Here is a 20674-nt window from a genome sequence, read left to right as displayed (position 1 = left end):
GTTTTAGTCATCCCGTTATTATAATTCTTATTTCTTTTGAATAAGTTATTATACTTAGCTCTTGTTCTTTAAATTTAAAACTAATTCTTGACTTAAATCACCGAGATTTAGATCATTACCTTTTTGTTCAGGAGAATAACCTTTATTTAATCCTAAAATAATAGTTTTTCTTACTAAGCTAGGTTCAATAATAAAAGGATTGTCATACATACAAGCCTTTTCTCCGTTTATATTATGTCTGAAATTAGCAAAAAGTTTTTGAGCATTGTGTTTTTCAGATATAATTAATAACATAACTCCATAAAAATCTCCTTTGACCATCCATCTGTAAGGATGCTCATTAACAATTATTTTACGAGATTTATTTTTTGGGAATGCCATAGTTTGTAGAATTAAGCACAACGTTCCGTGTATGGTGTCGTAGCATCCCGAAGGGTGCTATTCACTATACACATCTTAAGTTTGATTTTCTTTAAATTGATATGATAAATCAGAGAGAACAAAAGAGAGATTTAAGATTATAGAATCTATGAGCCTTGAATAATAATGTTTTAAATTTAATGAAGAAAAAGGTTGTTTTTTACTTCAGTTCTTTGTTGTGGCCAGTTTTTATTCTTTATCAAACGAATAGATGTTTCCATATCCATCTTTACACTCCAAAAAGAATTCATTAGGAATACCATCTTCAAAAGATAGTCGAGTGATTTTTTCTTTGTCACAATCATCACTTTTAGAATGTAAAAAAACTATGTTGTTATTTTCCAGTTTCTCGGGTAAATCATATGTCATTCCCACATAATAATTACCCAAATAGTTGTTCTCAATGTCAAACACTAAAATTCTGCTGGTTGCCCTTTTTGATAAACCCCAAAACCACGTTGAAGTCATAATCTTAAATTTGCCTTTTGAAGATTTAATTGTCCCAAGATATCTGAGATGGGTTTCATCAGTTCCTTCAGTAGTATTCCATTTACCAAAAACATAAAGACTATCAGTGACATTATTACTCAACACTATTTGTCGAATCGAATCATCATTTACTTGTCCGAATAAATTCAAACTCATAAAAGTCAGAGTTAGTAATATGTATTGTTTAGTTTTCATTTCAATTGGCTACAACGGTTTAGCTATGAATAGTACGGGAGCAAATTAGCGTTTACTTTCCGTTTGAGACTTAGCCAAAACTTTTTATTTTGTTTTATCTTTTTATTGTAAAGCCAAATCAAAAAGATTTGGCGGACTTCGTTTAAAGCTCTAAACTTTGAATTAAGGACCAAAACCTGTATTAATTATAGTCATTGTTGTGTAACGTTTTAGTTTTGTATATCAATTATTTTAGAACTAACCCATTTTAACTTTCCATTATTTGAATAAAAAATAAATTTTCCATCTACAGAAAGTGAGGGTGCAAAATCCTGTCGCGTAATGTTTATTTTATTTCCTAAATTTTGAGGTTCTGTCCAATTATCTTCTTGATTCGTATAAGTGTAATAAAGACTGCTGTTACCATTTTCATTAATTGAAAAAATCATAAAACTTTCATCAGGTGAGATGTAAGGGTCAAATTCATATTTTTCTGTGTTTAAAGGTCCTCCAACATTCTTTGGTTCCGAAAATTTATTATTCGCTAATACTTTTGTAGTATAAATATCGAAAGAACCTTCACCACCAGTTCTATTAGAAGAGAAAAAAGCATTGCCTTTATCAGAAATAGAGAAAAAGTATTCGTCAAATTCATTCGAGTTAATAGGTTCTGGGAGTGGTTTGGGATTTGTCCAAATACCATTTTCATTATTAGCATACCAAATATTCCATTCTATATTTTCATCGTTTGGGTTCGTTGGTCTTTCTGAAATGAAATAAATGATATTACCATCCTTGGTTAAAAAAGGGTCTGCGTCACTATAGTTCGGGTCAGAGAACGATGCGATTTTCGGGCTACTCCATTTATCATTTTGTTTTTTTGAGAAGTAGATATTTTCTTTTGAATCAATAGTAGTGAAATAAATTTCATCACACTTTTTAATTTCGACATTAAATTTAAAACCACCTTTTAAATTTAATATTTGAGGGCTAAAAGCTTTCGGAATAGTGTCGGGTTTTGATAAACTATAATAATTACACTCATTATTTTGCCCAATTGATTTGTTGCAAACTATAACGAGTATGAAAGTGAAAATTATTTTTTTCGTAAAGGATAGTGTCATAATATGTCTAAATTTTCAACTAGTAATTCATTTTTTTAATGTTGCCTAACCATTGGGCTATGAACAGTACGGGAGCAAACTAGCGTTTGCTTTCCGCCACGCACATAGCGAAATCTTTTTGTTTTCTTTTTTTCTTTGTCCCGCTAAAAAGCAAAATCCCAAAGATTTTGCGGACTTCATAAAAATACACAAAACTTAGCGCAAAGCCTAAAGCCCGTATTGTTTATAGGTTTTGTTACCACCAGTTATTTATATGCGAAACAGGATGATATTCTCATAAATAGTCATCGTTTGTTTCTCCTGATTAAAATCATTCAAGTCGACTTTAAAGGCCGCTTTTTCTGGGATGATTTTTTTATCAAATTTGTAGTATGTATAACCATCTTGATTAATAACTTCTATTCCAGGTACGGGTTCATAATTTATGCTATCTATTCCGTAACCTAGTCTAATCATCCAATTACTATTTGGATTGTCCTTCCACACAAAATAGTAAAAGTCCGTGTCCTGTTTTAAACTTGGCTTTTCGGTAAAGCCCACTAGATAATAAAGTGGGTCAATATACTGTGAGTTGTTGAACTCTTCTAAAGACAATGGCTTTTCCAGCATCTGCCATTTGCTTTCGCTTGGGAAATGTGTGATAATTAACTTTTCAGGGCTGATGTCAAAATAGTAATCAGGTACATTAGTTTCAAATTGCTGCGCCCATGTCGAATCAACTATAAGCCAATTGTCGTTTATTTTTATAGCATTCCACGCATGGCTAAAACCTACATCTAAATCAGGTTCTACGGTTTGGTTTGTAATATGCCTTATGTGTCCATCAATTATTTCGTTCTCAATTCCCAATTCGTCCATAAACCATTTGTATAATACAGAAAAACCTGAACAAACAGCACTCCTTTTTTCAAAGACAAGAAAAGGACTTTCGTTGAGTTCAACATCCTCGTCTGTCCAACCCTCATTTCTATGCCTTTCCAACATGTCAAAATCATATTGGATATTTTCACTAATCCAGTAATAGAAGAATCGAGCCCGTTCTTTTTCCGTACTTATATTATTTCTGGCATAGTCGGTCAATTCCACCATCAATAAATTTTTGTCCATCAGTTCCTCTACCATTAGTTTGGCAGACTTGACCTGAGCCAAACAAAGGTTGATGCCTAGAAAAAATATTATTGCTGGAAAAAAGTTTTTCATAATTGGTGCTAACGGCTTCGGCTATGATTAATACGGGAATAAATAAGCGAATAATTTCCGATTAAACACTTAGCCAAAACTTTTTATTTTGTTTTAATTTTTCATTTTTAAAGCCAAATCAAAAAGATTTGGCGGACTTTATAAAAATACACTAGATTTTGGATTAAGCACCAAAACCCGTATTAATTATAGGCATTGTTGTTAGTAGTTTTTTTTATATGATAGTATATTCCGTTTAACTTTTCATAAGATTCGCTATCTATTTTTCTAGAGGGTATTAAATAATTTGTTATCCTCTTAATTGATGGTAGGTTTTCATCAAAAATTCCATTTGGATTCTTAAACCGCCCATCCATAGAAGCTTTTAATGTTGTAAATCGAATTTGAGAAATAGTATCTGATTTCTTTTCTAAGCATACACTACCTAAGTCCACTATTATATTGTCTTTGTATTCCTTCGTTAATTCAACTCTAACCCCTTTGAAAATTATTTTCTCCCCTGTTATATCTATTTCGTCAAAAAATAATTCTCTGCTTGTTCCGCCGTTATGACCATCATAATCTAGAATTTTTAAAATTAAGTCGTAGGCTTTTTTCATAACGAATCGTCGGGATTGTGTCAGTAGGATGCTGTCCAAGTTGCTTTCTATAAACTTCAATCGTGTCTTTTACAATGTAGCGAAGGATTTCACCTTTAATTTTTATACCTAATCCTTCGTGAAATTCTTGGTTCGTTTTTTGAATTTGAGTCCCGTAGATATCTGAACTAAAAGCCATCATTCCTGTCCGCCAATATGAGTAAATATTATATTTTCCATCGAGTGATTTTTGTTTCAAAAGATAGCTGTATTCTATGTCTTTTTGCATTTTAGGATTGCAAGAGCATAGCAAAATAAATATTAAAATTACAAGCTTTCGATTCATTTCTTAAATTACTGGCAACGGTCTTGTGTATGGAACGCAGCGTGTAAAAAGGTACTACTTTTCGTCCCGATAGCTATCGGGATAACACAGAATCGAATTTTTATATTTTGTTTTTAACTTATCAATCTTAAAAGCCAAATTTAAATATTTGGCGGTCTTCGAAAATAAGCAATCACCTCTCCATTAAGCACTTACTAGCTATGTTTTATACACCGTGTTAGCAAATGGCATTATTGTATAGTTTATTTATTAATTTGTATTCAGAAGAAAGTTCGTTATCAATTTTGGTTTTTCCTTCCAAGTTTTTTAATCTATTCATTAATCCGTCAATCAGTTGAACATTTTTTGAAACTCCATTTTCAATAAAATCAAAGTTTTCAAGCATAGACTCTGCATTTAAATCGTTTGATAGAGTAAATATATGTCCATATAGTGCACTTATATCATAGTTAGACTCTTTATTGCCATTTATTTGAATTAATGAATCCGCAAGAACTTGTCGTTGTTCTTGAGTCCAATCTGCAACTATATCAGAGATTTTTTCCCACTCTTCAAATTCCAACTTTTGCAAGGGATATAATAATTCCATATGCTCTATTCTGCCTAGTTCAAGGTATTCTTGACTTAGAGCCACATCTTTGATTCGGTTATATAGTTTTTTAATTTTATCCAATTTTTATTTTCTTGCTGTTTGCTAACGGCTTCGGCTATGAAGCGTTGCTGTCTCATAGGGTAGCTATGATTTTTTAGCCTTTGTTATGCTCTTTTATAATTTTTCTCGCCTCATCAATATTCTTTACATACTTATCAAATTCAATCTTTCCTTGTTCATTAACAAAGTACATATTTTGACTTGTAAAAAGGCTCAAACAACCTAATCCATTTCGTTCTTGTAGCTCAATTTTATAAACGTAATCGTTTATGTAAAATATTTGATAATCCCCTGGATTTTCAGCTCCTGTCCATATATAAGGAATATTTATTGAGTCACTTAAATAGAATGATTTGTGAAAAGGCAAATATGAGAAGTCATTTCCAGATTTATATTTTTTTGCCCATTCTTCCTGTTCATTCAAGTAATCGTTGATTTCACCAATTATGGAGTCATAAATATTGCCGTTTGAATCATAGGCATAGCTTACGCTTAGTTTGTTTTTGACCGTTGAATACTTACTTTTTGACGGGTCTCCGTAATTACAGCTCATCTGTACCTTTGTCTTTGCAGTTACAAAAATGGTATTCATTTCTATTGCGACTCCGTTTATAGTATCAAGGGTCAACTCGGTGTTTTTGATTTTACAATCAACTATTCTCAAGTTAACGTTTATACTATCCGTTTGTGCAAAAACAGAATTTGAGAAGATTAACAAAGTCAATAATTGTAATATTTTCATTTTTTAGTCAATTGAGCATAACGGTTGGGCTATAGTTTCGTTGCGGAATTGTCCACTAGGACATTCCGAGATAACCAGGCCATCATTGCAAGATAAGAATTTCCGTTTAGGAAATTCCGTCGCAATGAATTATAGCTGTTGTTGAAAACAGTTCTATTTTTTATTTATCTCCTTTTCCAACTGGAACAATAACAAAAGCCCATTCGGCTTTGTCAGGAACACCATATTCATCTAAAAATTTTCCTCCTAGACCACTAACTTGTGATTTTTTGTCTTCAATTTCTAGTCCATAAGTTTCTCCAAACATAAATTTCACTCCGTTATCTAATTTCAGAGTGTCAGTATCTTTTAAATTAAAAACTTTGAATTCATTCGGATTGATTTTTAGATTTTCGATAATTCCAATTTTGTTAGAAGTTTCATTGAAAATAAATACTCTATATGTTTTTCCAGTTTTATTGTATTTGGCAGGAATTATAGAAATTTCATCTCCTTTTTCGATGAAAACGTTTCCATTTGAGTCAGTCCATTTTTTATTTTTTTTAGATTCAGTTTGTTGTTCCGATTCCTTAGACTTTTCATTCACATTTTCTAGTGTTTTCTTTTCAGCTTCTTTTTGTCCGCAGGCAAATAATGTCAAAAGGATTATAAAAACTTTTATGTATTTAGTCATTTCTTATTTTCCTTTATTACTCTTTTACAATAATCAAATGTTCTTATAACTGCATTTCCAATTTCTTCAAAATCCGTTACATCCTTTATGAAAATATCAGGTGCTCTTTCATAATCCCAATAAGGCGTTGAAACGTATGTTTTGTTTTCCATTTCTATTACCACAACGACATATTCCCAATCTTCTTCACGAACTTTTTTGTAATTATTTGAGGTTTTCCATTTTATTCCATCATATTCTTTTTCATAAAGTCCTGAATGAACAACTTGTCCAATTTCTGTAGAATTTGAGGATTTTAAAATTCCAGAATATTTTAAGTCACTTCTTCTGAAAACATCAATTTGTTCAGTCGATTTAGAAACATAAATATCTGTAGCTTTAATCTCCACGGTTGTTTTTTAAATTGTTGCCTAACGTTTAGTATATGGCAAGTAGGGCAGGAGAAGGCAATGAACCTTCAAGTGTGCACTGAGCCAAATCGTTGTTTTTGTTTTTAATTTATTCATTCTTAAAAGCCAAATCAATGATTTGGCGGTATTTGTAAATAGCACGGAACCTTCATAAACTACCAAACGCCCTATTTGCTATATACAGTGTTACCATACGTTTTTATTTTTTCAATTTCATCCACATTAGACCTAGGACAATTGAAATCAAATTCCAACCAAGAAGATAAACCCAAATCTTGGACATATAATCTGTCTGACATGGCGGACAAGGGTAACCTGGTAAGCAGGGTTCACATAGGATACTAAGTTTGTCCAAAAAGTACTTACCAATTAATATTAGGTTGCCAGCAATCCAAATCAATAATATTTTAGTTCTTCTCTTCATTTGTTAATTGCACCATTCGGTTCCCCAATCAGTATGCCCACGTCCCTCCCAACATTTTCTATTTGTTTTGATTTCATGTACTGTCCATTTTTTACCAGTCAGTTCAGCTGTCATCACAATTTTTGTTGCTCTTTGAGAGTCATCTTCTTGTCTATCATGAATTAGAGTAATTTCTATTAATCCGTTACCTAATTCTTTATTTTCTATTTCAAGCTTTGGTGTACCTTCATTAGGAGGATAGTTGTAATAGATTTCAATTAATTGTTCCGCTGTTGCAATGTCAGTTCTTGTTTCAAGCTTTTCATTGAATTCTGTTGGGTCTTTAATGTCAAAGTTCTCTGAACAAGATGTCAGAAAGATAATCGATATTAAAAATCCAAAAAATTGTTTCATGTTCTTCAATGTATGGTAACGTAGGGTTATACGTACTTAGATCAAAATGTATGCATAACCAACTATTTTATAGAAGTTATACTTACTTTTTAGTAGAAATTTCAATAACTCAAAAATAGGTAGTTATTATGACTTTTGTGATTTTTGTTATAGAAATGTTATAAAATATACGATGCTAAGCACTTATTACAAAATAGCGTGGGCGATCTAAGTGAAAGTTTCAAATTTACAAACTCCAAACGATAAGCATAAAAAAACCGTTTCTACATCAAATAGTAGAAACGGTTTTATATTATTTTAAAGTAAGGTCTACATCATTCCTGGCATTCCACCACCCATTGGTGGGCCTGCAGGAGCAGCATCTTCTTTAATATCTATTAAAGCACATTCTGTAGTTAAGATCATACCTGCAACAGAAGCAGCGTTTTCTAAAGCTACTCTAGTTACTTTTTTAGGATCTATAATACCAGCTTTTAGCATATTAGTATAGGTTTCAGATTTAGCATCATAGCCATAATCACCTTTACCTTCTAATACTTTTGCAACAACAACAGAACCTTCTCCACCTGCATTTTCAACAATGGTGCGCAAAGGAGCTTCAATAGCTCTTGCTACAATTTGTAATCCAGTTTCTTCATCAGCATTTTCAGCTTTTATTTTAGAAAGTACTGTTTTTGCTCTTACTAATGCAACACCACCACCAGCTACAATACCTTCTTCTACTGCTGCTCTAGTTGCATGTAATGCATCGTCTACACGGTCTTTTTTCTCTTTCATTTCTACTTCAGAAGCGGCACCTACATAAAGTACAGCTACACCACCAGAAAGTTTTGCTAAACGTTCTTGAAGTTTTTCTTTATCGTAATCTGAAGTGGTAGATTCTATTTGCGCTTTTATCTGATTTACTCTTGCTTTAATATCTTTTGCTTTCCCAGTACCATTTACAATTGTAGTATTGTCTTTGTCTATGGCAATTTTTTCGCAAGTTCCTAATAAATCTAATGAAGCGTTTTCTAAAGAGAAACCTCTTTCTTCAGAAATTACAGTACCACCAGTTAAAATAGCAATATCTTCTAACATTGCTTTTCTTCTGTCACCAAAACCTGGTGCTTTTACTGCTGCAATTTTTAAAGAACCTCTTAGTTTATTTACTACTAAAGTTGCAAGTGCCTCACCATCTACATCTTCTGCAATAATTAAAAGTGGTTTTCCAGACTGCGCTACTGGTTCTAATACGGGCAGTAAATCCTTCATTGCAGATATTTTTTTATCAAACAATAAAATGTATGGATTTTCTAAATCAGCAATCATTTTTTCTGAATCGGTTACAAAGTATGGAGAAAGATACCCTCTATCAAACTGCATTCCTTCTACAACATCTACATAAGTATCTGTTCCTTTAGCCTCTTCTACCGTAATAACCCCTTCTTTGCCAACTTTTCCAAAAGCTTTAGCAATTAAGTCTCCAATGTTCTCATCATTATTAGCAGATATAGAAGCTACTTGTTTTATCTTTTCAGAAGAATCGCCTACTTTTTTAGTTTGTTTTCCTAGGTTTTCTACAATAGCATCTACAGCTTTGTCAATTCCTCTTTTAAGATCCATTGGGTTGGCGCCAGCAGCAACGTTTTTTAAGCCTTCTTTTACAATTGCTTGTGCAAGTACTGTTGCAGTTGTTGTTCCATCACCAGCTAAATCGTTGGTTTTAGAAGCAACTTCTTTTACCATTTGAGCTCCCATGTTTTCAAGAGGCTCTACCAGTTCAATTTCTTTAGCAACGGTAACACCATCTTTAGTTACTGCAGGAGCACCAAAAGATTTGCTGATAATTACATTTCTTCCTTTAGGACCTAAAGTTACTTTTACTGCATTCGCTAATGCATCAACACCTCTTTTAAGGCCATCGCGTGCATCAATATCAAATTTTATGTCTTTTGCCATGATCGTATTCTCTTTAATTTCTTTTCTGCTAAAGCAGAAAATTGTTTACTATTTTTAGCCGTTGGCTGTGTTTTTATTTAATGTTTAAAAAGCTAATAGTAAAAACTAATAGCCGAAAATAAGTTTAGATGATCGCTAAGATGTCACTTTCTCGCATCATTAGGTAATCTGCACCTTCTAATTTAAGTTCAGTTCCTGCATATTTTCCATAAAGAACAGTGTCTCCAACTTTTACAGTTACTTTTTCATCTTTAGTTCCAGGTCCTACAGCTACGACCTTACCTTTTTGTGGTTTTTCTTTAGCAGTATCAGGAATATAAATTCCAGAAGCAGTCTTAGTTTCAGCTGCCATCGGTTCAATAAGAACTCTATCTGCCAATGGTTTAATGTTAACTTTAGCCATATTTTTAGATTTTTATTTAAATGTTATTTTTTGTGAGTTGTGCAGAAAGTATGCCATTGGAATAAAACTGCCATTTTGTAAAAGCAAAAATGCCAGCTTGTCATTAAGCTGGCATTTGTGTGATTTTTATTTTTTAAGTCTTTAATTAATTGAGTCAGTAGCTCCGTCTGTATCTGTTGGTAAAGCATCTGGCAACGCATCCGGTACTGTATTCTGTATATCATCACCTTGTAAAAGTTTAGAATTTGTAGAACTGCCTGGTAAAGAGATGCTTGATAACAATATCAATACAATAAGTAGGGTCGCTAATATCCATGTACTTTTATCTAGAAAGTCACCTGTTTTTTTAACACCACCAGCAATTTGCTGACCTCCACCACCAAAAGAAGAAGATAGTCCACCTCCTTTAGGATTCTGAACCATTATAACTAACATCAATAATATACATACTACGATGATTAGAATTATGAATATTGTAAACGTACTGCTCATTTATTTTCCTTTTGTATTTTCTGTACTGATTTTATTTGGGATGCAAAGAAACTACTTTTTTCTGGATATTTCAAACTTAAAATCTTATAAGATTGTATTGCTTTCTTATATTTTTTTTGTTCTAGATAAACTTTTGCTAATGTTTCTGTCATTAACTCATTTTTATCAATTTTATTAGATTCATTAATGGTAAATGTAGGTGCATTTTTATCTTTAGGGATAATCTTTGGATTATTCTCTATAAATTGGTCTATAAGCTCAAATTTTTTCTTTTTAATGGGGTCTTCTTTTGTAGGAGTAGGAGTAGTTTTTTGCGTTTTTTCGGTATTATTTTCTTGTTCTAAAGGTTTTTTTGATGCCAATTGCATCCATTCTACAAAAGAATACTTTTCTTTTTTAGTGAAATGTAGTGGTGCTCCTAATTCAAGTTTTTTTTTCTCTTTTTCTGTTTCTGCTATTTCTTCATCTATTTTAGGATCTTTAGAAGCAAAAAGTGAAGGGTCTAATATTTGCTCAGCATCTTTAACAGTCTGTGGTAAAGGTTTGTCTTTTACATCATCACCTAATAAAGGCGCTGCGGCAGTATCTGGTGTTACGGTTTCAAAATTAATTTCGGTATCATTTATTAAAACTGTTTTTCCTGTAATATGATCTGCTATGGTATTTTGCAAGAAATCTTTAGAAGTGATAAAATCAAAGAGAATATCTCTATCCGCAGTGTAAGCCGCGGTAATTTTTAGCGCATTGTTGTATTTAAAGCTATTTAAGTTTTTTAGCCCTTTTAAATGAATTGCTCTTGCTGCTTGGAAATACGGGAACTCAGATAAAATATCGTCTAACTGTTTGGTTTGCACAGGGGATACTACTTTATCTGGATGCTGTAATAAATATGTAAAATCTGATACGTTCAATTTAACTACTTTATTTAATTACCAATCTGCTAATGAAGCGTTAAAAATATCTTGTGTTAATCTTTCAAAAATCTCTTCTAAGGCAGCTGCTCTTATACTATTAAAGCTCGATGTTGCATCGAAATCAAAAAAGAAAGAGAATCGTTTTTCAAAGTCAACATCTTCTTTGGTATTGTTAAAAAAACGCACATTAACAGTCATTGTTAATCTGTTTTGTGCAGCTGTTTGATCTGCTGTTGCTGTAGTAGGGGAAATTCTAAATTCAGTAATTTCTCCTTCATACAGTAAATCTGGATTTATTTTTTTTTGCGAAAGGCTAGTCTGATTTAAAATTAAATCTTGTAACGCTCTTGTAAAATCTCTATCTAAGCCCGGTTCAAAAGTAGAGCCTGGGGTTTGTGTGGCATAGTTTTGAAAGGCTAGTACTTCAAATGTTTTTGCCGTTCCTAAATTAGCTCCAGTAAAAGAATACCCGCCAAATTTGCAGCTTGTTGCATTAAAAACGATAAATATAAATAATAGAATATGTGATGCTTTTTTCAAGAATTTGCTTTTATATGAATCAATCAAATGTCGTTTATCAATTTCAAATATCAAAACTACTTAACTTTTGTTTAGCCTTTACACTAGTTATAAATCGTACTGTTTTATTTTTCTATATAGGGTTCTTTCTGAGATTCCTAATTCTGCAGCTGCCGCTTTTCGTTTGCCTCTGTTGCGTTCTAAAGACTTTTTTATAAGCTCTATCTCTTTATCTTGTAAAGATAAGGTTTCTTCTATTTCAATTTCTTCAGCAAAATGGTATTTATCTTCAATAACAGGCTTAGGAGTTATGTTTTCTATTTGTGGTTCTGATAATTGCAATACTTCAGAGGTATGTGGCCGTTCTTCTTCAAAAGTAGTTTCATCTTTTTTATTACCATATATTTTTTGAATTAAAGTTTCATTTTCTTCTTGAACTTTTTCGGAATCATTATTTTTTAGCAGTTCTAAAGTTAGTTTTTTAAGATCGTTTAGATCTCCTTTCATATCAAACAAAACCTTATATAAAATTTCTCTTTCGGTACTAAAATCGCCTTCATTTTTATCCTGTCCAATTACTGCGGGTAGGTTAGAGTTTCCTGCATTTGGCAAATAGCTATTTAAGGTAGTAAGACTTACGCTTCTTTTTTCTTCTAAAACAGATACTTGTTCGGCAATATTTCTTAATTGACGGATATTTCCTGGCCATCTGTATTTTAGTAATAGCTGTATGGCAGTTTCTTCTAAACGAATGGTAGGCATCTTATATTTTTGCCCAAAATCTGAAGCAAACTTTCTAAATAGTAAGTGAATGTCTTCTTTCCGATCTCGTAAAGGGGGAATATTAATTTCTACGGTACTTAATCTATAATATAAATCTTCTCTAAATTTTTCTTTTTTAATGGCTTCAAACATTTTTACATTGGTAGCCGCTACAATTCTAACATCTGTTTTTTGTACTTTAGAAGACCCCACTTTTAAAAACTCACCATTTTCTAAAACACGTAATAAACGCACTTGTGTGGTTAAAGGGAGTTCTCCTACTTCATCTAAAAAAATGGTGCCGCCATCGGCTACTTCAAAATAACCACTACGAGTAGTTGTGGCACCAGTAAAAGCTCCTTTTTCGTGCCCAAAAAGCTCACTATCTATGGTTCCTTCTGGTATAGCACCACAGTTTACAGCAATATATTTTGCATGTTTTCTATGCGAAAGTGAATGGATTATTTTTGGAATAGCTTCTTTCCCTACACCACTTTCTCCTGTAACTAAAACGGAGATGTCTGTAGGCGCCACTTGTATTGCTTTTTCGATTGCTCGGTTTAGCTTTACATCGTTACCAATAATTTCAAAACGTTGTTTTGTAGCTTGTATAGATTCCATAATCCCCTTAGTCCCCAAAGGGGAAATTTAATCCTGTACAAAAAAATAGTACTGGATGTTTAATATTAATTTTTAAACTCTTGTCACTCATCTTTGCTTAGAATGTATTATTATTTACTAGGGGGATTCCTATAAGTGTAGCAGAAGTACAATCAGTAATTTTTACTTTTACAAAATCACCTACTTTATAATTTTCTTTAGGAAAGATCACCACTGCATTTTGCGCATTTCTGCCCATCCAATCATTTTCAGATTTTTTAGAAGTCCCTTCAATTAAAACTTCTTCAATTTTTCCAATATGTTGTTTGGTTCTGTAATGTCCGCTTTCGCGTTGTACAGCAATAATTTCTGCTAATCTTCTTTTTTTAGTAGCTTCAGGAACATCGTCTTTAAACTTTCTAGCAGCCATTGTTCCAGGTCTTTCAGAATACGAATACATATATCCAAAATCATATTGTACTCTTTTTAATGCAGTAATGGTATCTTGGTGATCTTCTTCTGTTTCTGTTGGGAAACCAGCAATCATATCTTGGGAAATGGCACAGTTAGGAAGTATTTTTCTAATGTTGTCTATCAATTCAAAATATTCTTCAATAGTATGCAAGCGGTTCATTTTTTTTAAAATACGATTACTACCACTTTGCACAGGTAAATGAATATGGTTGCAAATATTATCATATTTAGCTACAGTTTTGATAACTTCTAGCGTCATATCTTGTGGATTAGAAGTAGAAAAACGAATTCGCATTTTTGGTTGTGCTTTGGCTACCATTTCTAATAAAGTAGAAAAATGTATTGCAGTAGCTTTTTGTATTTCGGAGGCATTTACAAAATCTTTCTTAAGCCCACCGCCATACCACAAATAACTATCTACATTTTGGCCTAGTAAAGTAATTTCTTTATACCCTTTTGCTGCTAAATCTTCAATTTCTTGTAAAATAGATTGTGGTTCTCTACTGCGTTCTCTTCCTCTGGTAAAAGGTACAACACAAAAAGTACACATATTATCACAACCTCTGGTTATAGATACTAATGCACTTACGCCATTAGTATTTAAACGCACAGGCGCTATGTCTCCATAGGTTTCTTCTTTAGATAAAATAACGTTTACAGCATCTCTGCCTTGGTCTATTTCTTTAATTAAATTTGGGAGATCTTTATATGCATCTGGACCAACCACCATGTCTACAATTTTTTCCTCATCTAAGAACTTATCTTTTAAACGTTCTGCCATACAACCTAAAACACCAACTTTCATATGCGGTCTATCTCTTTTTACGGCATTATATTTTTCCAAACGTTTGCGAACCGTAAGTTCTGCTTTTTCACGGATAGAACAGGTATTTACTAATACTAAATCTGCTTCTTCTAAAATTTGAGTGGTATTAAAACCTTCTTTAGACAAAATGGAAGCCACAATTTCACTATCAGAAAAATTCATAGCACAACCATAACTCTCAATATAAAGTTTACGATTATTGCCAATTTTTTTGTCAATACTTAGTGTGTGTCCTTGTTTGCTTTCGTCAATCTGTTTTTCCATGCCTAATTTTAGTCACTAATAAAGGTCAATTAGCGTGCAAAGGTACTATTTTTAATTTTTTTATGCCATATTGGCAGTTAAAATACAATCAGGTATAGAAAGTTTTAGTATCGCTAATTCCATGATATATTTACAGCATAATTATAGTTTTAATGTCTGATACAAGAAATACTACCAAAGAAAAAAAACGATGGCCCACAAAGGATGTAATGACCCAGATTTATGAGCAAAATTTCTGGGGTGGTCCAGCATTTGATTTTTATTCAGGAATTGGATCACACGATCTAAAAATAATAAGACCCTACATAAAAATAGTTTCAGAATTTTTAGCTTCTTTTGATTCAAAATTAACGGTGTGCGATTTAGGTTGTGGAGATTTTAATGTGGGGCTGACATTGGTAGAACATACAAAGCAATATAATGCTGTTGATATTGTTCCAGATCTGATTAAGCGAAACAAAAAACTTTTTAAGAACCCTAATTTAGAATTCTTTTGTCTGGATATTTCTAAAGATGCCTTGCCCAATGCAGATTGTGTATTAGTACGCCAAGTACTGCAACATTTATCTAATAATGAAATTCATTTGGTATTGAATAATTTAAAAGCTTATAAATACCTTATTATAACAGAACATTTGCCAGAAGGCGATTTTGTTCCTAATTTAGATATGGTAACGGGTCAGGGGATCCGATTAAAAAAGAATAGTGGTGTTATTTTAGATAAACCACCCTTTGATTTAAACCCTGTTAAAAAAGAAGAGCTATTGCGAATTCAACTTGATAAAGGCTGCTTGTTAACCACTTTTTATCAATTTTTTTAAGGTGTTTATAATTATGAATTAAAAATCTCGTTATAGTTAAAAAGCCAATTCATTCCTAATTTAAATAATGAATATATCTCAAATAGAACAAAAAATAAGGGAAAGTGAACCCTTAGATTTTGGTAGTATTTTTAATAGATCCACAGAACTTTTTAAAGAAGTTTGGTTGCAAGGATTTTTAACTTTATTATTATCATTTACATTTCTATTCCTTTGGTATCTCATTTCAATCGTTCCTTTTTTTGGTTTTGGTGTTTTTGTAGATCCACAAACATTAGAACAATCTAATACTATTTCGTTTGCAATGTTTTCATTACTATTATTAATTTACCCTCTACTTTTTTTTGGTGCAGGGATTATTTTTCTGCTGCTAGAAGCAGGTTTTCTACGGATTTGTAGATTAAAGGATTTAAAAAAAATAGGGAGTGATGACTATTTCTATTATTTTAAAAAACAATATTTAAAGAAAGCATTAATGCTTATTTTAATTATATTTTGCCTTAATATTGTTGGTTTTTTAGCCTGTGGACTAGGGATGTTTTATCTTATTGTGCCTATATCTCTATTTACATCATTTTTAGCGTTTGAAGAAGAATTAACTGCTATGGAGATCGCTAGGGCTAGTTTCCAACTCGGAAATAAAAACTGGATTACTATTTTGGGATTATTATTTGTTGTGGGGATTGTAGCACAGCTTGGGTTTATTTTATGTTTTGTTGGAGCCTTTTTTACTCTAATGTTACAAAAAATACCTGCCTACTACATTTATAAAGACAGCATAGGTTTTTTAGATAATGGTGAAATTGAACTAAAAAGATTACATAATTTATAAAAAAGAATGTAGAGAAAGGAAATAGATTTTGAACAAAAAAGCGAATCATATTTAAAAAATTAGACTCCAAATAACCATATAAGGATCTTTTAAAACAGGACTTTAACGGCTATTTGGGAAAGGGAATCGGTTTAAATAAAAAAATTGATATACTTTTGTGTCTCCAAAATTAACTTAATGACAAAGAACTTAGTAATTGTAGAGTCTCCAGCAAAAGCAAAGACAATCGAGAAATTTTTAGGTAAAGATTTTAAAGTAGAGTCTAGTTTTGGTCATATAGCAGATTTACCTTCTAAAGAACTAGGAGTTGATGTTGAGAATGATTTTAAAGCAAAATATATTGTAGATAAGGATAAACAAGCTCTAGTTAAAAAATTAAGAGATTTAGCAAAAAAGGCAGATACCATATGGCTAGCAAGTGATGAAGACCGGGAAGGAGAAGCTATTTCTTGGCATTTGGAAGAAGAATTAAAATTAGATAAAGCTAAAACAAAGCGTATTGTTTTTAATTCTATCACGAAATCTGCAATACAGAAAGCCATAGAAAACCCTAGAGAAATCAACTATAATTTAGTAAATGCGCAGCAAGCAAGAAGAGTTTTAGATAGGCTTGTAGGGTATGAATTGTCTCCAGTGCTTTGGAAAAAAATTAAACCAGGGCTTTCTGCTGGTAGAGTACAATCTGTAGCCGTACGTTTAATAGTAGAAAGAGAAAGAGATATTGAAGCTTTTACTGCAAAAGCATCTTATAAAATAACAGCACAATTTAAAACAGCACAAGGAAATGTATTTAGTGCAAAATTGAATAAAACTTTTTCTAAAAAAGAAGATGCTGAAGCATTTTTAAAAAGTAATATGAATGCAGATTTTGCAGTCGCTAATTTAGACAAGAAGCCAGCAAAAAAATCACCAGCTGCACCCTTTACAACCTCTACATTACAACAAGAAGCCTCTCGGAAATTATATTTTTCGGTGAGCAGAACAATGCAGGTAGCACAACGTTTATATGAAGCAGGTTTAATAACCTATATGAGAACGGATAGTGTTAATCTTTCAAAAGAAGCTTTAGAGGCGGCAAAAGAAGCAATAACAGAAAATTACGGAAAAGAATATAGCAATACCAGAAATTATGTTGGTAAGTCTAAAGGAGCGCAAGAAGCGCATGAGGCAGTAAGGCCAACAGACATGAAAAGACAGACTGTTTCTTTAGAAAGAGATCAGTCTAAATTATACGAACTTATTTGGAAACGTACTTTGGCTTCCCAAATGAGTGATGCACAATTAGAACGTACCAATGTAAAAATTAGTTGTTCTGGACATCAAGAAGAATTCTCAGCAAATGGTGAGGTTATTAAATTTGATGGTTTTCTTAAAGTTTATATGGAAGGTATAGACGAAGAAGATGCTGCAGAAGAGCAAGAAGGGATGTTGCCAGCTATGAAAGTTGGTGAAGCTTTAAGCAATAATTATATCACTGCCACAGAACGTTTTTCTAGACCACCTTACCGTTTTACAGAAGCATCTTTAGTAAAAAAATTAGAAGAATTAGGTATTGGTAGACCCTCTACTTATGCACCAACAATTTCTACCGTACAGAATAGAGGTTATGTAGCAAAAGGAACCGTAGAAGGTGTAGCGCGTAATTATGTACAATTGGTATTAGAAAATAATGCGTTAAAAGAAAATAAACTTACAGAAACCGTTAATTCTGAAAAAGGAAAATTAGTACCTACAGATATTGGTGCAATTGTTACCGACTTTTTGGTAGATCATTTCTCTGGTATACTAGATTATAACTTTACGGCTAAAGTAGAAGAAGATTTTGATGATATTGCTGATGGTAAAGAAGATTGGCAAAAAGTAATGAAAAGCTTCTATAAAGACTTTCATCCACAAGTATTAGATGTAGAAGCTAATGCAGATAGAGCTAGTGGAGAGCGTATTTTAGGCGAAGATCCTAAGACTGGAAAACCAGTATTAGTGCGTTTGGGTAGATTTGGTCCTATGGCGCAAATTGGAGATGCAGAAGATGAAGAAAAACGTTTTGCTAGCTTATTACCAGACCAGTCTTTAAATACAATTACTTTTGATGAGGCAATGGAACTTTTTACCTTACCTAGAAAATTAGGTGTGTATGAAGGAGAAGAAGTTGCTGCAAATGTGGGTAGGTTTGGACCTTATGTAAAATTTGGAGATAAATTTATATCCTTAGAAAAAGGAGAAAGTGCTTTTGAAGTAGATATGGATAGAGCCATAGAACTTATTGTGGCAAAACAAAAAGCAGATGCGCCTATAGCCATGTATGAAAACTTAGAAGTTACAAAAGGTACTGGACGTTTTGGACCCTTTATAAAATGGAATGGCATGTTTATCAATGTCAATAAAAAGTATGATTTTGATAATCTTTCTAATGATGATATTGTTGAGCTTATAGAAGTTAAAAAGCAGAAAGAAATAGATAAGGTAGTTCATAACTGGGAAGAAGAAGGCATACGTGTAGAAAAAGCAAGATGGGGAAGGCATAATGTTATAAAAGGAAAAATTAAAGTAGAACTTGCTAAAACGGTAGATGCTACAAAAATTACTTTAGCAGAGGCTACAAAAATGATTGAAGCTAAAACACCCAAGAAAAAAACTAGAGCTAAGGCAAAGCCTAAAGCTAAAAAGTAGTGTTAAAACTATTTGTATAGAATTATTGGAAAAAACCGGAACTATTGTTTCGGTTTTTTTATGAAAAGTCTTTATCCATAGCGGAGCCAAAGGAAACCTTTATCACTGAGTACAACCAAAGGCCTGATCTAAGCGTAGCTGAAGTCCTGTTTTGAACGGAGTGGAAGAGGAAACCAAAACTATTCTAAAGAAGTTTAAAAGTTTAGTTAAATTTGTTTCCATATCAAAATGAACCTCTTTACTTAAGCATTCATACATAATGGCATTCGATTTTTTAGCTCCAATAGATGAAAAACTATTAGAAGATTGTAAATTACTATCTCCACAAGCTTTAGGAAATGTAATTCATAAGCATACCTTAGCTAAAGGCATGCCAGCATTTACCAATGTATCTTTTGCAATTGTAGGTGTAACGGAGTCTAGAAATGCTTTTGAAAAAAAGTCTGAGAAATTAGATGTTTCAGAAACGCGTCGTCAATTGTATAAATTAATGATGGGTAACTGGAATACTACTATTATAGATATAGGCGATATTCATGAAGGAGAAACTGTAGAAGATACTTATTTTGTTGTTAAAGAAGTCGTTGCGGGTCTTTTAGAAGAAGATATCATTACAATTATTATAGGAGCAACTCAAGATATCACCTATCCGGCGTACAGAGCTTATGATAATATAAGAGAGATGTTAAATTTAGTTTCTGTAGATAGTAGGTTTGATTTTGGAGATGAAGACGGCTTAATTTCCTCTCATTCCTACATGAGCAGAATTATAACAGATAAACCTAATAATCTATTTAATTTTTCTAATATAGGGTATCAGAGCTATTTTTGTGCGCAAGAAGAAATAGATTTAATGGATCGTCTTTTTTTTGATGCATATCGTTTAGGAGAAATTACAGCAGATATTACATTAACAGAACCAATATTACGAGATGCACATATGGTGAGTATAGATCTTAGAGCTGTACGCGCAAGTGATATTGCTATGTCAGAAAATTTTTCCCCTAATGGTTTTACAGGAAAAGAAATATGTGCAATTGCAAGGTATGCAGGTATTAGTGATAAAGTAAGTGTATTTGGAATTTATGAAGCAGAAAATACCGTGCAAACATTTCAATTAATTTCTCAGATGATTTGGTACTTTATAGAAGGTCATAATTATAGAACAAAAGAATCCCCGTTTCTTAAGAGTGAGGACTTTGTAAAGTTTATAGTCCCTAATGAAACAGAAGATTTAATCTTTCATAAAAGCAATATAACAAATCGTTGGTGGGTAGAAGTGCCAACAATTTTTTCTTCACATAATAAATTAAATTCCTCAACGTTATTACCTTGCACAGAACACGATTATTTAGATGCATGTAATCAAGATATTCCTGAACGGTGGTTTAAAGCTTATAAGAAAGGCTTTAATTAATTATTTTTTTTAAAGTAAATGACATATTAACACAATAAATTACATAAATCATAGTTTTAGAGTGTAATGAAAGTGTTTAAAAAATTAATGTCTTAATCGAAATTTAACCTAAAG

Annotated in this window: 22 protein-coding genes; 4 read left to right on the top strand and 18 right to left on the bottom strand. The window is 32.2% G+C overall.

Annotated features, from left to right (window positions below):
- Positions 1 to 54: 54 nt before the first annotated feature.
- The 18 genes from ACZ451_RS01815 to miaB form a co-directional block, all read right to left on the bottom strand.
- A complete protein-coding gene (locus tag ACZ451_RS01815) occupies positions 55 to 381 on the bottom strand; it encodes a hypothetical protein (RefSeq protein WP_464215373.1) in 327 nt (108 codons plus the stop codon).
- A gap of 228 nt (positions 382 to 609) precedes the next feature.
- Positions 610 to 1065 (bottom strand): hypothetical protein, encoded by a 456-nt coding sequence (locus ACZ451_RS01810; RefSeq protein WP_464215372.1) that lies wholly within the window; start codon positions 1063 to 1065, stop codon positions 610 to 612.
- A gap of 248 nt (positions 1066 to 1313) precedes the next feature.
- Entirely contained in the window at positions 1314 to 2207 is an 894-nt protein-coding gene (locus ACZ451_RS01805; RefSeq protein ID WP_464215371.1) for a TolB family protein, read from the bottom strand.
- A 249-nt stretch (positions 2208 to 2456) separates the two neighbouring features.
- On the bottom strand, positions 2457 to 3407 hold the full coding sequence (locus tag ACZ451_RS01800; RefSeq protein ID WP_464215370.1) for a transglutaminase domain-containing protein: 951 nt from the start codon (positions 3405 to 3407) through the stop codon (positions 2457 to 2459).
- 182 nt (positions 3408 to 3589) lie between these two features.
- Entirely contained in the window at positions 3590 to 4006 is a 417-nt protein-coding gene (locus ACZ451_RS01795) for a hypothetical protein (protein WP_464215369.1), read from the bottom strand.
- On the bottom strand, positions 3963 to 4274 hold the full coding sequence (locus tag ACZ451_RS01790) for a hypothetical protein (RefSeq protein ID WP_464215368.1): 312 nt from the start codon (positions 4272 to 4274) through the stop codon (positions 3963 to 3965). The genes ACZ451_RS01795 and ACZ451_RS01790 overlap by 44 nt, the downstream gene beginning before the upstream one ends.
- 274 nt (positions 4275 to 4548) lie before the next feature.
- Positions 4549 to 5004, bottom strand: coding sequence for a hypothetical protein (locus ACZ451_RS01785; protein WP_464215367.1), 456 nt, complete (start codon positions 5002 to 5004; stop codon positions 4549 to 4551).
- A gap of 73 nt (positions 5005 to 5077) precedes the next feature.
- On the bottom strand, positions 5078 to 5725 hold the full coding sequence (locus ACZ451_RS01780; protein WP_464215366.1) for a hypothetical protein: 648 nt from the start codon (positions 5723 to 5725) through the stop codon (positions 5078 to 5080).
- 160 nt (positions 5726 to 5885) lie between these two features.
- The gene (locus ACZ451_RS01775; protein WP_464215365.1) at positions 5886 to 6398 is read right to left on the bottom strand and encodes a hypothetical protein; all 513 of its coding nucleotides are present in this window, start codon (positions 6396 to 6398) and stop codon (positions 5886 to 5888) included.
- A complete protein-coding gene (locus ACZ451_RS01770; RefSeq protein WP_464215364.1) occupies positions 6395 to 6787 on the bottom strand; it encodes a hypothetical protein in 393 nt (130 codons plus the stop codon). The genes ACZ451_RS01775 and ACZ451_RS01770 overlap by 4 nt, the downstream gene beginning before the upstream one ends.
- A gap of 448 nt (positions 6788 to 7235) precedes the next feature.
- The gene (locus tag ACZ451_RS01765; RefSeq protein ID WP_464215363.1) at positions 7236 to 7625 is read right to left on the bottom strand and encodes a hypothetical protein; all 390 of its coding nucleotides are present in this window, start codon (positions 7623 to 7625) and stop codon (positions 7236 to 7238) included.
- A 309-nt stretch (positions 7626 to 7934) separates the two neighbouring features.
- The gene (gene groL / locus ACZ451_RS01760; RefSeq protein ID WP_464215362.1) at positions 7935 to 9566 is read right to left on the bottom strand and encodes a chaperonin GroEL; all 1632 of its coding nucleotides are present in this window, start codon (positions 9564 to 9566) and stop codon (positions 7935 to 7937) included.
- A gap of 124 nt (positions 9567 to 9690) precedes the next feature.
- Positions 9691 to 9969: a co-chaperone GroES gene (locus tag ACZ451_RS01755; protein ID WP_464215361.1), complete on the bottom strand. Its 279-nt coding sequence runs from the start codon at positions 9967 to 9969 to the stop codon at positions 9691 to 9693.
- A 141-nt stretch (positions 9970 to 10110) separates the two neighbouring features.
- Positions 10111 to 10461 (bottom strand): preprotein translocase subunit SecG, encoded by a 351-nt coding sequence (gene secG / locus ACZ451_RS01750; RefSeq protein ID WP_464215360.1) that lies wholly within the window; start codon positions 10459 to 10461, stop codon positions 10111 to 10113.
- Positions 10458 to 11372 carry a hypothetical protein gene (locus ACZ451_RS01745; protein WP_464215359.1) on the bottom strand — a complete coding sequence of 305 codons (915 nt, stop codon included), beginning with the start codon at positions 11370 to 11372 and terminating at the stop codon, positions 10458 to 10460. The genes secG and ACZ451_RS01745 overlap by 4 nt, the downstream gene beginning before the upstream one ends.
- Before the next feature lie 18 nt (positions 11373 to 11390).
- Positions 11391 to 11915 carry an LPS assembly lipoprotein LptE gene (lptE, locus tag ACZ451_RS01740; protein ID WP_464215358.1) on the bottom strand — a complete coding sequence of 175 codons (525 nt, stop codon included), beginning with the start codon at positions 11913 to 11915 and terminating at the stop codon, positions 11391 to 11393.
- Between the two features lie 87 nt (positions 11916 to 12002).
- Complete coding sequence (locus ACZ451_RS01735; protein WP_464215357.1) at positions 12003 to 13277, bottom strand: sigma 54-interacting transcriptional regulator; 1275 nt, start codon at positions 13275 to 13277, stop codon at positions 12003 to 12005.
- A 97-nt stretch (positions 13278 to 13374) separates the two neighbouring features.
- A complete protein-coding gene (gene miaB / locus ACZ451_RS01730; protein ID WP_464215356.1) occupies positions 13375 to 14820 on the bottom strand; it encodes a tRNA (N6-isopentenyl adenosine(37)-C2)-methylthiotransferase MiaB in 1446 nt (481 codons plus the stop codon).
- Between the two features lie 152 nt (positions 14821 to 14972).
- Between miaB and ACZ451_RS01725 the strand changes: the two genes are divergently transcribed.
- From ACZ451_RS01725 to ACZ451_RS01710, 4 genes are all read left to right on the top strand, one after another.
- Positions 14973 to 15641: a class I SAM-dependent methyltransferase gene (locus tag ACZ451_RS01725; protein WP_464215355.1), complete on the top strand. Its 669-nt coding sequence runs from the start codon at positions 14973 to 14975 to the stop codon at positions 15639 to 15641.
- A gap of 67 nt (positions 15642 to 15708) precedes the next feature.
- Positions 15709 to 16473, top strand: a complete 765-nt coding sequence (locus tag ACZ451_RS01720; protein ID WP_464215354.1) for a hypothetical protein — start codon at positions 15709 to 15711, stop codon at positions 16471 to 16473.
- A gap of 177 nt (positions 16474 to 16650) precedes the next feature.
- On the top strand, positions 16651 to 19143 hold the full coding sequence (gene topA, locus ACZ451_RS01715) for a type I DNA topoisomerase (RefSeq protein ID WP_464215353.1): 2493 nt from the start codon (positions 16651 to 16653) through the stop codon (positions 19141 to 19143).
- 259 nt (positions 19144 to 19402) lie between these two features.
- The gene (locus ACZ451_RS01710; protein ID WP_464215352.1) at positions 19403 to 20560 is read left to right on the top strand and encodes a formimidoylglutamase; all 1158 of its coding nucleotides are present in this window, start codon (positions 19403 to 19405) and stop codon (positions 20558 to 20560) included.
- Positions 20561 to 20674 lie beyond the last annotated feature (114 nt).

It is taken from the genome of Allocellulophaga tsushimaensis (assembly GCF_055383085.1).
The sequence above is the reverse complement of the archived record's forward strand: the minus strand, read 5'-3'. Positions and strand labels throughout refer to the sequence as shown.

Bases quoted from the DNA above. Each gene is read 5' to 3' on its own strand.
- miaB (WP_464215356.1), bottom strand. From the start codon at position 14,820: ATGGAAAAACAGATTGACGAAAGCAAACAAGGACACACACTAAGTATT.
- ACZ451_RS01790 (WP_464215368.1), bottom strand. From the start codon at position 4,274: ATGCAAAAAGACATAGAATACAGCTATCTTTTGAAACAAAAATCACTC.
- ACZ451_RS01780 (WP_464215366.1), bottom strand. From the start codon at position 5,725: ATGAAAATATTACAATTATTGACTTTGTTAATCTTCTCAAATTCTGTT.
- ACZ451_RS01725 (WP_464215355.1), top strand. From the start codon at position 14,973: ATGTCTGATACAAGAAATACTACCAAAGAAAAAAAACGATGGCCCACA.
- ACZ451_RS01815 (WP_464215373.1), bottom strand. From the start codon at position 381: ATGGCATTCCCAAAAAATAAATCTCGTAAAATAATTGTTAATGAGCAT.
- ACZ451_RS01735 (WP_464215357.1), bottom strand. From the start codon at position 13,277: ATGGAATCTATACAAGCTACAAAACAACGTTTTGAAATTATTGGTAAC.
- ACZ451_RS01800 (WP_464215370.1), bottom strand. From the start codon at position 3,407: ATGAAAAACTTTTTTCCAGCAATAATATTTTTTCTAGGCATCAACCTT.
- ACZ451_RS01710 (WP_464215352.1), top strand. From the start codon at position 19,403: ATGGCATTCGATTTTTTAGCTCCAATAGATGAAAAACTATTAGAAGAT.
- ACZ451_RS01810 (WP_464215372.1), bottom strand. From the start codon at position 1,065: ATGAGTTTGAATTTATTCGGACAAGTAAATGATGATTCGATTCGACAA.
- groL (WP_464215362.1), bottom strand. From the start codon at position 9,566: ATGGCAAAAGACATAAAATTTGATATTGATGCACGCGATGGCCTTAAA.
- ACZ451_RS01720 (WP_464215354.1), top strand. From the start codon at position 15,709: ATGAATATATCTCAAATAGAACAAAAAATAAGGGAAAGTGAACCCTTA.
- topA (WP_464215353.1), top strand. From the start codon at position 16,651: ATGACAAAGAACTTAGTAATTGTAGAGTCTCCAGCAAAAGCAAAGACA.
- secG (WP_464215360.1), bottom strand. From the start codon at position 10,461: ATGAGCAGTACGTTTACAATATTCATAATTCTAATCATCGTAGTATGT.
- ACZ451_RS01755 (WP_464215361.1), bottom strand. From the start codon at position 9,969: ATGGCTAAAGTTAACATTAAACCATTGGCAGATAGAGTTCTTATTGAA.
- ACZ451_RS01795 (WP_464215369.1), bottom strand. From the start codon at position 4,006: ATGAAAAAAGCCTACGACTTAATTTTAAAAATTCTAGATTATGATGGT.
- ACZ451_RS01775 (WP_464215365.1), bottom strand. From the start codon at position 6,398: ATGACTAAATACATAAAAGTTTTTATAATCCTTTTGACATTATTTGCC.
- ACZ451_RS01765 (WP_464215363.1), bottom strand. From the start codon at position 7,625: ATGAAACAATTTTTTGGATTTTTAATATCGATTATCTTTCTGACATCT.
- ACZ451_RS01805 (WP_464215371.1), bottom strand. From the start codon at position 2,207: ATGACACTATCCTTTACGAAAAAAATAATTTTCACTTTCATACTCGTT.